We start from the raw sequence: 14,063 nt of genomic DNA, 5'->3' as shown, positions 1-14,063 counted from the left end.
CTGTCTACTGTTCAATAGAAAATTCATCAGGCTGGATAATAAATCGTCATATTCATCCGCGCTAATCGAGTTCCTTCGTTTGTATATATATGGGGTCTGTCTGCCTTAAATCGGATAGAATCCCCATTTTTTATTGTATACACTTCTTCATTTACAGAAATAGTTACTTCACCTTCAAACACTGTTATGAATTCCTCAGTACCCTCTTTATGTGGATCTGAAACGACTCTTCCTCCTGTCTCAATCTCCACAAAATACAGCTCAAAGCGCGTTTCATCCTGAAATGGAAACGTAGGATATACCCGATACCGCCCGTCGTCGACTGACAAGTGTTGGATTTCTTCCCGCAACACAACTTTCGCTTCAGGCTGTGGGTCATTGATGAGAGTTGTGAAAGACGTCTTTAAACCATTCGCGATTTTCCAAATGGTCGTAAGGGTCGGGCTGGACTCTCCTCTTTCAATCTGGCCAATCATTGTTTTACTTACTCCACTTAACTCAGAGACCTTTTCCAAACTTAATTTTTCTTTCTCGCGAATAGCCTTTAAATTTCTTGCAAGCGTCCGATGAAGTTCCTCCATGCTTCATCACTCCTTCCCTATGTACAATATAACGTTCTTTGTGTACACTATAAAGAATTACGTTATAAAACACAAACCGTGCGTTATAGCGTCCATTAAGGAGGGTGACCATGTCCTATCTATCGTTTTTACTATTTGTTTTTGTTGCCAGCTTCACACCAGGTCCGAACAATATTATGGCGATGGCCTTTGCTAATCAGTACGGATTAAAGAAAACGACTACCTTTTCTTTTGGCGTTGGTTTCGGCTTTTTTATCATCACCTTAACATGCATTTCATTTAATCTCTTTCTAACCAACCTTCTCCCAGCCATTCAACTGCCTTTAACAATTCTAGGTGTTGGATACATGCTGTATTTGGCGTATAAAATTCTGACGAGCAAAGATGGAGAAAGTAAAACTTCTAAAAATGACAGAAACCTTTTCCTCATCGGCATGCTCTTGCAATTTGTGAATCCAAAAGGAATTTTATATGGACTCACAGTTGTTTCTACTTTCATTTTGCCGAATTACACGTCTTTGTTTAGCTACATTACTGCATCGTTATTTCTTGGCATGATAGGTGTAGCGAGTACGTTTTGTTGGAGTCTATTTGGATCGATTCTGCAAAACTATATTCGTCGTTACAGAAAGGCATTCAATATGCTGATGGCTGTTTTACTCGTTTATAGTGCTCTGTCGATTATTTGGAGTTAAGTATTTAGAAAATCTTTGTACCAGGTCCATTTTCAATATGAATTTATACCATGCATTCATTTCCTGGGATATAAAAACAACTCGCCGACGGTCCACTCAAAAGCTTGCGATATGTTATCACCGATTTTGGACTGGTTATCACCGATTCTAACGACGTTATCACCGACTTTGAGCACTTTATCACCGATTCTCCGACAGTTATCACCGGTTCGAAGCACTTTATCACCGGTTCGCCAAAATCGAACGAATTCAGCTTTCGCTAATGAAGAATACGTGCCCAGTTAAATGCGCTAAACATCTGCAAGCAACTAAAATTTTCGAATTTAACAGTTCCCAAGCTGGTACAATTCAGAATTTTTCAGGGGACAGGCACCGAAACAATTCAGAATCGTCCGGGTGCCTGTCCCTTTTCATCTGACCTCTATGTTTTGTTGTGATTTGGCACTTTTGCTAGTGTCAGTTGTTTGGTACTGTTAGCATAACAACTTTCACATATGAGGAGGCCAGCGGTTATGCAAAAAGCGACTACAATTACAAACGCCCGGACGTTTGATTTGATTTTGTCATCTATGCTCATTGCACTTGTCTTTGTTGCTACACTTCTATTGAACATTAAATTACCGATTTCGGTAAACGGGGGACTCGTTCATCTTGGAACAGCGATGCTTTTTATCGTATCTATATTATTTGGTCCGAAAAAAGGGGCTATCGCCGGGGCTGTAGGAATGGGATTGTTCGATTTAGTTTCTGGTTATGCAATCTGGGCACCAATTAGCTTTGTCGCGCGTGGGATTCAAGGGTATCTTATAGGGAAAATTGCTTGGATGAACGGACGAAACGGCAATAGCTTTCGCTTCAATTTATTAGCAACCATCGCCTCTACCCCGCTAATGATGGCAGGTTATTATTTGTGGGAAGCCGTTATTTTCAAAAGCTGGGTCATTCCACTCACATCAATTCCAGGTGACCTCGTACAAACCGTTGTCGGAATACTCATTGCGCTTCCCGTCTGTGTTTTACTGAAAAAAACTCCATTCTTCAAATAAAAAGAGAGAGCGCTTATTCATCAAGTGCTCTCTCTTTTAAATCTATTCCCCGTATTCCCATATACGATTGTAAAAACTACAACACTAACAAATAGTAAAATCCCTGTTACGAGTAGGATCATATTTTGAAATCACCCAACACAATCATGAGCAAACAAAAACACAAGCTATACATCATCTTCCCCATGAATTTCATAAAGCTACTTCATCATATTTTTCCTTTTCTCGAGCTGGCATTGTATTATACCCAGCAATTAAAAAAGCTCCTATTCCTGACGAGAAAATGATACCGAAAATTATAAATAAGAAAAAGACACTAAGGCTAATTATAATACTGGGCAAGCCATACACCTCCTCTTTTTCCTCAATCCGTACATAGTAGTAAGTATTATCTTAATTAGACCATGTAACCACGTTTACTTTCCAGTTGCTTACGTAAATTATCTAATCCCTGTAACCTTTCTCCATCCTCACACGACCAATGACATGTAACAACAATTGATTTCAGGAGGAAACACATCATGGGAAAATTGAAAGTAGTACTATTATTTGCGCTCGTACTTGTGCTTGCTGCAGGTTGTTCGCAAAAAAACGATGCAGAAAAACCGGAAGAAGTGAACGTATCCTTTGACGAAGTGACAACTTCCATCAAAGAAGCAATCGCAAAAGACTTGAAAGAAGATGGTGGCGTAGAGGAAGAAGTACTTGTCGATGGCAAGCTTACATATTACATGGAAATAGATTTGACGGCTTCCACGGATGATGCTGGTGTAGCAATCTGGCTTGAGAAAATGAACCTTGACCAAGAAAAATTAGCGAACGGCATCGTCATTGCGGCGATGATGAATGTCAATGCTGACGAAGTGATCGTATTGGAAGCAAAAGATGAAGCAGATGTAGAAGCATTAAAAGCTTCACTTGAAAAAGAACTGGAAAACCAAGATCAAACGTGGAAGCAATACTTGCCGGAGCAATATGAAAAAGTAAAAGAGAACATCATTACAACAAAAGGGAAGTACTTACTGTATGTAACGTACACGAATCCTGAAAAAGTTGAAGAGGCTTTTAACAGCAAGTTCAACTAATCGATCGGATCAAAGACTACAATAAATGAACAATGCTTACCCTATTCATTGTAAGCTACTTATCACGAATGCAGTGAGTGTTTGCTCCCCAAAGAGCGCTCAACCCCGTCTCAGACTGTCATTGTCTACTTGCAGTCTGAGACACTTTTTACATATCAGGAGATGTTGTCATGGTTTTCAGCAGTTTAACGTTTCTATTCTTTTTCCTTCCACTCGCACTGATTCTATATTTTAGCTGTCCGAAGAAAATGAAAAACCTTGTGTTGCTCGCAGTCAGTTTGTTCTTTTATGCATGGGGCGAACCGATCTACATCTTACTCATGATCTTTTCCGCAACGGTCGATTATTTTCATGGGCTTCTCATCCATAAGTACCGAATACGACGTACGGGAATCGCAAAGGCAGCACTCGTTTCTTCCTTACTCGTTAACATTGGAATTCTTTCCTTTTTTAAATATGCGGACTTTCTAGTAGAGAACGTCAACGCTTTTTTCGGTTCCGCTATCCAGCCGTTTGACTTGCCTTTACCAATTGGTATCTCTTTCTATACGTTTCAGACAATGTCTTATTCCATTGACGTTTATCGGGGAAAAGTGCAACCACAGCGAAATCCACTCACGCTAGCCTTATACGTATCGTTGTTCCCGCAACTGATTGCGGGTCCAATCGTCCGATATGAAACAATTGAGAAGGAACTTGCCAATCGGACATTCCAACTAGCCCAATTCGCAGATGGCGTTAAATTGTTCATTATCGGACTCGGCAAAAAGGTGCTCATTGCTAATACGATTGGCGAGCTATGGTTCACGATCCAGCAGCAAGACATTGACCAGCTGTCCACGTCCACTGCTTGGTTAGGCATCGTGGCGTTTTCATTCCAAATCTTTTTCGATTTCAGCGGCTACTCAGATATGGCAAGAGGGCTCGGCAAGATGTTCGGATTTAACTTCCCGGAAAACTTTAATTACCCATACATCTCTAAAAGCGTAACAGAGTTTTGGAGACGTTGGCATATGACACTCGGCTCCTGGTTTCGAGACTATGTCTACTTCCCGCTAGGTGGCAGTCGAAAAGGAACGTGGACGACAATCCGGAATTTACTTATTGTGTGGGGAATTACTGGTCTATGGCACGGGGCGAGCTGGAATTTCGTTTTATGGGGACTCTATTTCGGGGTTTTGATTGGCATTGAGAAATTAGGTTGGCTAAACGTCTTAAACAAGCTGCCTGCCATTTTCCAACACGTTTATTTACTGACCATCGTGTTATTCGGTTGGGTACTTTTCGTTTTTGAAGACCATGAACAAGGACTCGTCTTTGGAAAAGTCCTGTTCGGGATTGCCGATCAGCCGCTTTACGACACGCAGTTTCTCTATTTTCTAAGTACAAACGGCTTGCTTCTTTTACTAGCTGTCATCGCGTCAACGCCTTTATTGAAGCGAATGAATGAACGACTGAGCCGTATCTTGCCTGCATACTTATCTGCAAGCATTTCCATCAGCTCGTTCGGTATCATCTTATTTCTATCGACCGCTTACTTAGTCAATGACAGTTATAACCCGTTTTTGTACTTCCGTTTTTAGAGCAAAAGGAGGATCTACGTGAAAACAACTAATCGGCTACTCATTATTGGATTTCTGCTTTTCATCGGCAGCATCTCTCTATTGCACGTGACAACTGAAGACCGTGCATTTTCTGCCTCTGAGAATCGGGTACTCGCCCAATTCCCTGACTTCTCTTGGGATAAATTCCTCTCAGGCAAGTTCACGAAAGAATTCGAGACGTATTTAAGTGATCAGTTTGTGATGAAAGATTTTTGGACCGACTTGAAAGCTGCAACTGAAAAAGTAGCGCTCAAAAAAGAAAACAATGGCATTTATTTCGGAAGAGATAGCTTTTTGTTCGAACGATTCCCAGAACCCCGTCAACAATTCATCGCAAACATCGAGCACCTTAACGTCTTCGCGGATAAACTTCAAAGCGCAAATGTATACGTTATGACTGCTCCAACGTCTATTGCAATCTATCCAAACAAATTACCGAAATACGCATACACGGCTCATCAGCTTACAGCCATTACTGCCATCCGTGACCAATTGGACAAGTCGATTCATTGGATAGATGTGTACCAACCGTTGAAAGAAGCAAAAGACCAATCCATCTACTATAAAACCGACCACCATTGGACAACAAATGGCGCTTTCATCGCTTATCAAGCCGCAGCACAAGCGATGGGATTTGAGCCCTATACGAAAGATGCTTTCACCATTCAAACAGTAAGCAAAGACTTTTTTGGTACGTATGATGCAAAAGCAAATGACTTTACGACAAAACCGGATGAAATTGACGTCTTTTTACCGAAATTTGATGTGACGTACAGCGTTGAATTCGGAGATGATACACCCGCAATGGATTCGTTATACGAATGGGATTCGCTAAATACGCGCGACCAATACGCATTGTTCTTAAACGGTAATCATGGAAAAACGATCGTCCATTCATCCATCAACAACGGTCGTAAACTACTTGTTGTAAAGGATTCTTATGCACATGCCCTCGTGCCGTTTTTAGCAAATCACTTTGAGGAAATTCATCTGATTGACTTACGTTATACGCACGAGGATCTAGCCCGTTACATGGAGCAAGAAGGTATTCAAGATGTGTTAGTCCTGTATAACATTGCAACATTTGCTAACGACCCGAACCTCATTTGGCTCCGACAATAAACAAACAGGCATGCCCAATCGCGCGGCAGCCTGTTTGTTTCATTTCACCTTAATATCTATCTTGTCACCATACTTTTTCTCGTAATGCATTCCTTCAATATACAAAGCGTCTGGCAGTTCATCTCCCTCAAACAACAAAATTCGTTCCTTATAGCGATTGATCGTATCTTGTCTCACTGTTGTTTTTAACGGGGTAAAATTGTCATTCACTTGAATAAATACGCCTTTTAACATGACATCTTCTGCTGTTGCAATCGTTATAAAAATCCCATCTGACGTTTTTTCCACTTTCTTGATGATTAATTCTTCCTCGTTAAGGAACAGTGATTCATCATTTATAGCATCGAGAGGAATTAGTTCGTTTACATCTGTATAACCGACAAACGTATCGACAACGACCTTCAACTCCTCAAGTTCTTCTGGTAAAGCATCATAGTGGATTTCAAATGATTGCCCATTAAGTGCTGTAGACGTGCCACTTCCTCTCCATTCAATCACTTTTCCGTCAGCCATCAATTGTACGCCTTCTAATGCAGACGGATACCGATCGAAGTTAGCAACTTTCAACTTTCCGGTAACTGTCGTTCTACTCGGTGTAGCAATAATTTTATCAAAGTAAATGGTTCCTTGATCGACTTGAACTTTTCCGTTGATTGCTTGTTTCATAACCGTTTCCATCGCAGCATTCGGGTTATACGGGAACGTAATTGCCATGTCTCGAACATTTCCCATTTTTTGATTTTCGGTAAGATGAACCGTTAGCTTCTTCGCAAATGGACTAACTGGTTCAAACGTTTGCATCCCCTTTAACTCGGTTCCTTCATCGTTCAGTGAAGCAACGGAACTCACGATTGATGCGTCAGTCAACCTACCCGTAACCCCCGTAAAATAGTAGTCTGGATTAGCATTGACGCCAGCCGGATTGGTAATCGTGTAATATAGTATAAATTGGTTTTCATCACTCAAGATGCCTTCTAGTTTTAAAGTAGAGCCATCTTGAAAGGTCAGCTTTCCATCGACAGGCTGCCCCCGGCCTTCTTCATTTAGTTGAGACAACGTGCCTGTCATTATTTCATCAAAACCGAATAGCTTTTTCCCATAGTAAGCGAAAGCATTATAGTTGTAGCTGACAACAGAAACGAGGAGAAGGGCCACAGCGACGGCGATCCATTTTGGCATCGTTCTCTTCCTTCGCACGGGCGTCTGTTCCAATGCATACCTTAATCGATCTCCCAACTCAGCGGGTGCTTTCACTTCTTGCAACCGCTCCTTTTCTTCTGCGAATCGTTTTTCAAGTTCCGTCAAACTCCATCACCTCCAAATTGCTCGCGCATCTTCTTCAATCCATTAAACACCCTTGACTTTACAGTCCCTATCGAAACGTTTGTGATATTTGCGATTGTTACATAGTCCAAATCATGAAAGTACTTCAATTCAATTGCTTCTTTTTGTTCGCTGTTTACAACAGCTAGCATCTCTTGCAAATCCATCCGTTGTTCACTTTGCCGCATGACATCCTGTATCTTTCCTGTATGAAATGTCTCCTCTGCATCTCCCATCAAGACGACTTTTTCACGTTTCCTCAACATCTGCTTACACCGATTTACGAGAATTGTTTTGCTCCAACTATAAAAGGCTTCCTCTTTTTGCAGCTGGTGAATGGATTGATAGAGACTGACAATCATTTCCTCCATTGCATCCATTGCGTCGTGTGGATTTTTCATATAGGTGAGAGCCAATCGATAATACGCATCTTGCTGCTCATGAATCAGTTGCAGCAATGCCTCTTTACTTCCTTTTTTCGCTTTTTTCACTAGGCGAACAAACCCCATACCCTCACCTCTCCCCTATAAGAGTCATCTACTATGTAAAAAGTTCATTTTCATCCAACAAAAAACCGAGGTTCAGTTTAAATGACTGTCCTCGGTTTCTTAAAATGTACTTATTCTTCGTTTTCTACTTTGCCTTCAACGACAACTTCAGGGTCTGTTTCCACTTCTACTACTGCCGGTTGCTCGTTTAAAGAGAGTGCTTCTGCAGTAAAGCGGTGCACTTCTTCCAATAGTTCTGGATTGTCCGCTAGCGATTTACCGTAAGAAGGAATGATTTCTTTCAATTTCGGTTCCCATTCGTTCATACGTTGCGGGAAGCATTTCTTGAACACTTCGAGCATAACGTGAACCGCAGTCGATGCACCTGGTGAAGCCCCTAGTAATGCTGCAATTGAACCGTCAGAAGAACTGATTACTTCTGTACCGAATTGCAATGTTCCTTTGCCCGCTTCCGTGTCTTTAATAACTTGTACACGTTGGCCAGCAACTACAAGATCCCAGTCTTCGATTTTTGCGTTCGGAATGAATTCACGTAATTCTTCCATACGCTTTTCTTTTGATAGCATGACCTGTTCAATCAGATACTTCGTCAACGCCATTTCTTTTGCACCGGCAGCCAACATCGTAAAGACGTTATTCGGCTTGACCGACGTGATGAGATCCATGTTGGAGCCTGTTTTCAAGAACTTTGGTGAGAAGCCTGCAAACGGTCCAAACAGCAAGGATTTTTTATTGTCAATGAAACGCGTATCCAAGTGTGGCACCGACATTGGTGGCGCTCCTACTTTTGCTTTTCCATACACTTTCGCGTGGTGTTGCTCAACGACTTCCGGATTGTTACATACCATGAAAATTCCGCTGACCGGGAACCCTCCGATATGCTTACTTTCAGGAATACCTGTTTTTTGCAATAAATGAAGGCTTCCGCCACCGCCCCCAATGAAAACGAACTTCGCTTTATGGGATTCAGTGACTCCTTTGTCATTGCGTACTTTCAGCTCCCAAGAACCATCCGGCGTACGTTTTATATTATCAACCGTATGTTTGTATTTAAGTTCAACATTTTTCGTTTTCAAATGATCGAACAGAATGCGTGTGAGCGCACCAAAATTGACATCTGTCCCTGTATCGATCTTCGTTGCTGCAATTGGTTCTTTCGATGTACGTCCTTCCAGGATAAGCGGAATCCATTCCATGAGCTTCTGTGGATCTTCTGAATACTCCATCCCTTTAAAGAGCGGATTTTGCGTCATCGCTTCAAATCGCTTCTTTAAAAATGATACGTTATCTTGCCCTTGCACCATACTCATGTGTGGCAATGGCATGATGAAATCTTCCGGGTTGCTGATCAAGTTGTTTTTCACAAGATAAGACCAGAACTGCATAGATAGCTGGAACTGTTCATTAATTTTAATCGCTTTGCTAATATCCACTGTTCCATCTGGCTTTTCTACCGTGTAATTGAGCTCGCATAGAGCCGCATGCCCGGTACCTGCGTTATTCCACTCGTTCGAACTTTCCTCACCTGCATTTTCGAGCTTCTCAAAAACTGTAATATTCCATTCCGGTACTAATTCTTTCAGAAGTGTCCCTAAAGTGGCACTCATGATTCCGGCACCAATCAAGATGACATCTGTTTTAGTTTCTCCGTTACTCATATATACCATCCTTATATTGTTGAATTTGCAGAAAGGATGCAGGCGCTCCTGTATAGGAAATCCCTATCCAAGATTTCACATCGTCGCAAACCTTTGCTCATTCAATTATATCACACTATATACCAATTATTTATCGTTAAAAGCTTCTATAATTATCTGAAAACAAATTCCCGAAAAATATAGTAGAACAATAAAGCCCCACACCCGCTGATCGGTGTAAGGCTTTATATAATCACTCGTCAAATACGTTTACTTCACGCCAATCATTACAGCAACAATTAAAGCGATGGTCGTAATGACTAACCAACCTGCGATTAGTTTCCATACAAACTTCACCCAACGATCGTAAGGAATGCCGGCAACCGCCAAGTAACCCATTAAAGCAGCTGATGTCGGAATGATGGAATTTGTGACACCATCTCCGTATTGGAACGCCAACACCGCCACTTGTCGTTCAATCCCTAACAAGTCTGCCAATGGTACCATAATTGGCATTGTCGTTGCTGCTTGTCCACTTCCTGATGGGATGAAGAAGTTCGTCACGACTTGCACGAAGAACATTCCTACCGCATTCAATGTGCCAGGCAATGAACCGATTAACGCAGCCAAGCTGTTGATCATCGTGTCAATAATTAAACCGTTTTCCAACACGACTAGAATAGCGCGGGCGAAACCGACAATTAATGCACCGAATGCAACCAATTTCATCCCGTCTACAAACGAGTCAAACATTTTATTAATGCGTAAACCACCGATAATTCCTGCAGCAAACCCGATAATGATAAAGGATGCTGTCAACTCTGTTAAATACCATTCCCACTTAAAAACTCCATACATGTTTAAGCCTAGTCCACCCACAATAATGAGTAAGACAAGTGCATGTCGGTAATTGAATACTGGTAATGAATTTGGATCTTGTTGCTCTTTCTGTTGCTTCGCTTTAAGTTCTAATTCATACACAATACTCTTTGTCGGATCTTTTTTCACTTTTGCTGCATAGCGCATCACGTAAAAAATCGCTAATGCCAAAATGAATATATAGACGACAAAACGGAAACCGATTCCACTGAATAATTGTAGCTCTGCCATCGATTGTGCGACACCTACAGTGAAAGGATTCATCATACCACCAATGAATCCACTCGCGGCACCTAAACTGATCATTGCCGTGCCGGTAATTGCATCATAGCCGATTGCTCTTGCAATTGCGATACCAATTGGAACGAAGATGATGCTCTCTTCAGACATACCTGTCGTTGCACCTGCAATGGAAAAGACAAACATCGTGAAAGGTATTAGCAGCTTTTCACGCCTTTCCAGCTTGCGGACAACTTTATTAATACCTGCTTCAATTGTTCCTGTTTCACGGATAATTCCAAAGGCACCACCGACTAAAAAGATGTAAAAAATAATGGTAGCCCCTTTTGACATCCCTTGTGGAATTGCTTTGAACATGTCGAAGAAGCTTACAGGATTGGACTCAATTGTTTCGTAGCTACCTGCTACCACAAGTGTTTTCCCATCAACTTCTACGCGATCAAATTGCCCCGCAGGTACAAAATAAGAAGCAACTGTCGCTAATATGATAATGATGAAAATGATTGCATATGTATGCGGAATTTTACTTCGCTTCTCTTCGTTCACACTTTGCTCATTCATAGGTTTCCCCCCTCGTCTTTATATAGTCGCTAAATGACTATAATCTATTATTCTATCAAATTCTCACTTCAAGTCAATTTGAAATTCACTATAAAATTTATATGTATGCATTTTAACGTATATAAATAGCATTAGATTTTAAAGAATGAATTGACTTATATAACGCATTCTACTCTAAAAGGAGCGTTATGATTTATGAAAAATCTTTTCATTGCCATCGGGTTTTTATTCGCCACCTATGCACCGGAAATACCTTTGCTAACTGCATTCATTCAAAAAGAAGCACCTGCTTATGCAAAATGGTCCCGACTTGCCCTTGTTGAAACGAAAAATGCTTATCCGAATGCTCAAATTGTCGATTACTTGTATAAAGGTACTACTGCAACAGAAGATCTTTCGATTGCAACATTTCAGCTTTGGTTAAAAGAAGGTGACACGGAATTTGGGGTCATTGTAACAGTTACCTATACTACGGCTACTGAGGAGTTCAAAAAAGTGGAGTTTGAAGAGTTTGCGCGCCCTGTATGGCAAGATATGCAAAAAACCCCCAACCGAAGTTGAGAGTTTTTCCATTCATCTATTACATTGCAACTGCAGACATACCGCCGTCAACGACAATTTGTGTACCTGTCATGTACTTGGAAGCATCAGATGCTAGGAATACACATGCGCCGACAAGATCACTTGGTTCGCCTAAGCGATTAAGTGGTGTGTTTGCATAAACTTTTTGAAGACGTGCTTCTCTTTCTGGAGAAGACTTCAACAGACCTGTGTCGATGAAACCTGGGCAGATTGCGTTAATGTTCAAGTTGTATTGGCTTAGGTCCGCTGCCATCGTTTTCGTTAACTGCAAGACGCCGCCTTTACTTGCATTATATGGTGCAGTTTCACTCAATGCCATGAAGCCACCAACTGAAGCCATGTTAATGATTTTACCGTAGTTGCGTTTCACCATTTCTTTTGCAACAGCGCTAGACATTAAGAATTGGCTATTCAAGTTGACGCCAACAATTTTCTTCCAATCTTCTTCTGTTACTTCAAGGAATGGTTTCGGCGCGTTGATGCCTGCATTATTGACAAGGATATCAATTTTACCAAATTCCGCAATCAATTCACTAACCATTGCATTAATTTTCGTGCTGTCCGTTACATCAATTCCGTACGTTTTAGAATCGCGGCCTGTTGCTTCTTTAATTAATGATGCTGTTTCTTGCAAGTTATCTTCTAAGATGTCGACAAGAACAAGTGTCGCACCTGCTTTTGCTAATCCAAGTGCATACGCTTGTCCAATCCCTCTTGCACTTCCTGTAACAATTGCTAATTTACCTTCTAATGAAAAAATATCCAACATGCTGATCAATCCTTTCTTATAATAATCCGATTAAGAACCAATATGGAATTGCAATTAAGGCAATGAATAGTACATTCAATACCATTTGTACGGAGAAATACTTTAAGAATTGCTTATACGTCATTGCCATGTAACTGAATAAGAGCAATGGCAACGTTGATTCGTAAGGTAACAAGAGTTGATACAACCCGTGAACGAATGAATAGGCTAGCGGCAATGGGCTAATGCCTAAACTGTTCGCAAGTTCCGCCAATGGGATGGCCATTGTTGCTGATGCTGCAAATGGCGTAAGCACGAAGTTAATACCGACTGAAAGCACCCATGTTGCAACGATTGTATAGAACGTTCCGCCAAGAGACATAAGTGGGAACAAAGAATTGGCAATGAATGCACCTGCTCCAACGACTGCAGAAACTTGTCCAATCGCCATCGTCGCGGTAATGAAGAAAATCATACCAAAGTTTGTCTTTGCCATTGTTGAATTGTCTGCAAGCTCGACACCTGGTAAGAAGCAGACAAACGTCATTCCGATGAATATCCATCCAAGCGCAATGCCGTGTAGAGAACTTGTTGCTAATAGCGTAATAAGAATCAATAAGATGATTGTGACCTTTTTCTCTTTTAATGAGAATTTGCCAAGCGCTTCGTATTGTTCTTTAAAATATGCTTTGCCTTCAAATTCCTCTTCGACTTTAAACATTTTCGTAATGGCAAAGGCCATGACATATGTCCAAATGATTGTAATTGGAACATTGTGCACGACGTATTGTAACCAAGACGCGCCTTCAATTCCGATACTCTCCAACTGACTGTTGAAGACGAGCATTGGCTCAACGCCGGTCAAACTGACGAAAGAGGCAGTGACTGCTGCGTTATACGCTCCGAAAAGTAGACCAACCGATCCTTTGGAAAACTTCTTCAACCCTAACGCGTTAATAATTCCAAATGCCATACCCGCATAAAGTGCGATACGTGCAAGTGAACCTGGTACGAGAAAAGCAATAATAAATCCGGAAGTCGCTAACGCAAAGATGATTCCTTTATACGTACCGCCTCCCCGTAAAATAAACCAATAGGCGAGTCGTTTAAGTAGACCTGATTCATCAAATACTGCCGAAAGGATTAACGCTCCCAAAACGAGGTACGGTAAATCCTGACTCCATGGCGCATATACATCTGCCGGCGTAGCAACGCCACTTAAAATGAACGACACAGGCAATACCAATGCAACGATAATAAGATTGATTAGTTCTAATGCCCATAGTAAAATTGCTATAACTGTAATGACAAAGAATAGTTTCATTTCATGTGTATATGCATCCGTAGTTGGTAGTAAATAAATAATCAACGGCGGGATAAGAACAATTAAGTATTTCAAGAAAATGCTTTTGTTCGATTTTTGTGCTGTTTGCACTTCACCCATACTATTT

The 14,063-nt window shown here is 41.2% G+C and carries 14 protein-coding genes; 6 read left to right on the top strand and 8 right to left on the bottom strand.

The window, feature by feature from the left end; translation table 11 throughout:
• Positions 1–26: 26 nt before the first annotated feature.
• Positions 27–581, bottom strand: a complete 555-nt coding sequence (locus ACVHUV_RS03730) for a helix-turn-helix domain-containing protein (RefSeq protein ID WP_371390734.1) — start codon at positions 579–581, stop codon at positions 27–29.
• Positions 582–691: 110 nt separating this feature from the next.
• On the opposite strand from ACVHUV_RS03730, the gene ACVHUV_RS03725 reads away from it, so the two are divergent.
• Both ACVHUV_RS03725 and ACVHUV_RS03720 read left to right on the top strand, forming a co-directional pair.
• Positions 692–1,276, top strand: coding sequence for a LysE family transporter (locus ACVHUV_RS03725; RefSeq protein ID WP_462086154.1), 585 nt, complete (start codon positions 692–694; stop codon positions 1,274–1,276).
• 512 nt (positions 1,277–1,788) lie between these two features.
• Entirely contained in the window at positions 1,789–2,322 is a 534-nt protein-coding gene (locus ACVHUV_RS03720; protein ID WP_371390735.1) for an ECF transporter S component, read from the top strand.
• Positions 2,323–2,514: 192 nt separating this feature from the next.
• Here ACVHUV_RS03720 and ACVHUV_RS03715 read toward each other — a convergent pair whose 3' ends face one another.
• Positions 2,515–2,673, bottom strand: coding sequence for a DUF3784 domain-containing protein (locus tag ACVHUV_RS03715; protein WP_462086153.1), 159 nt, complete (start codon positions 2,671–2,673; stop codon positions 2,515–2,517).
• 170 nt (positions 2,674–2,843) lie between these two features.
• Here ACVHUV_RS03715 and ACVHUV_RS03710 point away from each other — a divergent pair, with 170 nt between their 5' ends.
• The 3 genes from ACVHUV_RS03710 (at position 2,844) to ACVHUV_RS03700 (ending at position 6,133) form a co-directional block, all read left to right on the top strand.
• Complete coding sequence (locus tag ACVHUV_RS03710; RefSeq protein ID WP_462086152.1) at positions 2,844–3,407, top strand: DUF4358 domain-containing protein; 564 nt, start codon at positions 2,844–2,846, stop codon at positions 3,405–3,407.
• Between the two features lie 170 nt (positions 3,408–3,577).
• Positions 3,578–4,990, top strand: a complete 1,413-nt coding sequence (locus ACVHUV_RS03705) for an MBOAT family O-acyltransferase (RefSeq protein WP_462086151.1) — start codon at positions 3,578–3,580, stop codon at positions 4,988–4,990.
• 18 nt (positions 4,991–5,008) lie between these two features.
• Positions 5,009–6,133 carry a DHHW family protein gene (locus ACVHUV_RS03700; protein WP_462086150.1) on the top strand — a complete coding sequence of 375 codons (1,125 nt, stop codon included), beginning with the start codon at positions 5,009–5,011 and terminating at the stop codon, positions 6,131–6,133.
• Between the two features lie 39 nt (positions 6,134–6,172).
• Here the strand turns inward: ACVHUV_RS03700 and ACVHUV_RS03695 are convergent, their stop codons facing one another.
• The 4 genes from ACVHUV_RS03695 to ACVHUV_RS03680 form a co-directional block, all read right to left on the bottom strand.
• Positions 6,173–7,438: a DUF4179 domain-containing protein gene (locus tag ACVHUV_RS03695; protein ID WP_462086149.1), complete on the bottom strand. Its 1,266-nt coding sequence runs from the start codon at positions 7,436–7,438 to the stop codon at positions 6,173–6,175.
• Complete coding sequence (locus ACVHUV_RS03690) at positions 7,435–7,965, bottom strand: sigma-70 family RNA polymerase sigma factor (RefSeq protein WP_371390741.1); 531 nt, start codon at positions 7,963–7,965, stop codon at positions 7,435–7,437. The genes ACVHUV_RS03695 and ACVHUV_RS03690 overlap by 4 nt, the downstream gene beginning before the upstream one ends.
• A 110-nt stretch (positions 7,966–8,075) precedes the next feature.
• Positions 8,076–9,623 carry a malate:quinone oxidoreductase gene (locus ACVHUV_RS03685; RefSeq protein ID WP_317945229.1) on the bottom strand — a complete coding sequence of 516 codons (1,548 nt, stop codon included), beginning with the start codon at positions 9,621–9,623 and terminating at the stop codon, positions 8,076–8,078.
• A 249-nt stretch (positions 9,624–9,872) separates the two neighbouring features.
• The gene (locus ACVHUV_RS03680) at positions 9,873–11,282 is read right to left on the bottom strand and encodes a YfcC family protein (RefSeq protein WP_462086148.1); all 1,410 of its coding nucleotides are present in this window, start codon (positions 11,280–11,282) and stop codon (positions 9,873–9,875) included.
• Positions 11,283–11,477: 195 nt separating this feature from the next.
• Between ACVHUV_RS03680 and ACVHUV_RS03675 the strand changes: the two genes are divergently transcribed.
• Positions 11,478–11,843 carry a DUF3889 domain-containing protein gene (locus ACVHUV_RS03675; protein ID WP_462086147.1) on the top strand — a complete coding sequence of 122 codons (366 nt, stop codon included), beginning with the start codon at positions 11,478–11,480 and terminating at the stop codon, positions 11,841–11,843.
• A 19-nt stretch (positions 11,844–11,862) separates the two neighbouring features.
• Here the strand turns inward: ACVHUV_RS03675 and ACVHUV_RS03670 are convergent, their stop codons facing one another.
• Both ACVHUV_RS03670 and ACVHUV_RS03665 read right to left on the bottom strand, forming a co-directional pair.
• Complete coding sequence (locus ACVHUV_RS03670) at positions 11,863–12,633, bottom strand: SDR family NAD(P)-dependent oxidoreductase (RefSeq protein ID WP_317945235.1); 771 nt, start codon at positions 12,631–12,633, stop codon at positions 11,863–11,865.
• 16 nt (positions 12,634–12,649) lie between these two features.
• The gene (locus ACVHUV_RS03665) at positions 12,650–14,056 is read right to left on the bottom strand and encodes an SLC13 family permease (RefSeq protein WP_317945237.1); all 1,407 of its coding nucleotides are present in this window, start codon (positions 14,054–14,056) and stop codon (positions 12,650–12,652) included.
• Positions 14,057–14,063 lie beyond the last annotated feature (7 nt).

The sequence above is a fragment of the Sporosarcina saromensis genome, from assembly GCF_054901285.1.
The sequence above is the reverse complement of the archived record's forward strand: the minus strand, read 5'-3'. Positions and strand labels throughout refer to the sequence as shown.

Bases quoted from the DNA above. Each gene is read 5' to 3' on its own strand.
- ACVHUV_RS03730 (WP_371390734.1), bottom strand. From the start codon at position 581: ATGGAGGAACTTCATCGGACGCTTGCAAGAAATTTAAAGGCTATTCGC.
- ACVHUV_RS03725 (WP_462086154.1), top strand. From the start codon at position 692: ATGTCCTATCTATCGTTTTTACTATTTGTTTTTGTTGCCAGCTTCACA.
- ACVHUV_RS03720 (WP_371390735.1), top strand. From the start codon at position 1,789: ATGCAAAAAGCGACTACAATTACAAACGCCCGGACGTTTGATTTGATT.
- ACVHUV_RS03710 (WP_462086152.1), top strand. From the start codon at position 2,844: ATGGGAAAATTGAAAGTAGTACTATTATTTGCGCTCGTACTTGTGCTT.
- ACVHUV_RS03705 (WP_462086151.1), top strand. From the start codon at position 3,578: ATGGTTTTCAGCAGTTTAACGTTTCTATTCTTTTTCCTTCCACTCGCA.
- ACVHUV_RS03690 (WP_371390741.1), bottom strand. From the start codon at position 7,965: ATGGGGTTTGTTCGCCTAGTGAAAAAAGCGAAAAAAGGAAGTAAAGAG.
- ACVHUV_RS03685 (WP_317945229.1), bottom strand. From the start codon at position 9,623: ATGAGTAACGGAGAAACTAAAACAGATGTCATCTTGATTGGTGCCGGA.
- ACVHUV_RS03680 (WP_462086148.1), bottom strand. From the start codon at position 11,282: ATGAATGAGCAAAGTGTGAACGAAGAGAAGCGAAGTAAAATTCCGCAT.
- ACVHUV_RS03675 (WP_462086147.1), top strand. From the start codon at position 11,478: ATGAAAAATCTTTTCATTGCCATCGGGTTTTTATTCGCCACCTATGCA.
- ACVHUV_RS03670 (WP_317945235.1), bottom strand. From the start codon at position 12,633: ATGTTGGATATTTTTTCATTAGAAGGTAAATTAGCAATTGTTACAGGA.
- ACVHUV_RS03665 (WP_317945237.1), bottom strand. From the start codon at position 14,056: ATGGGTGAAGTGCAAACAGCACAAAAATCGAACAAAAGCATTTTCTTG.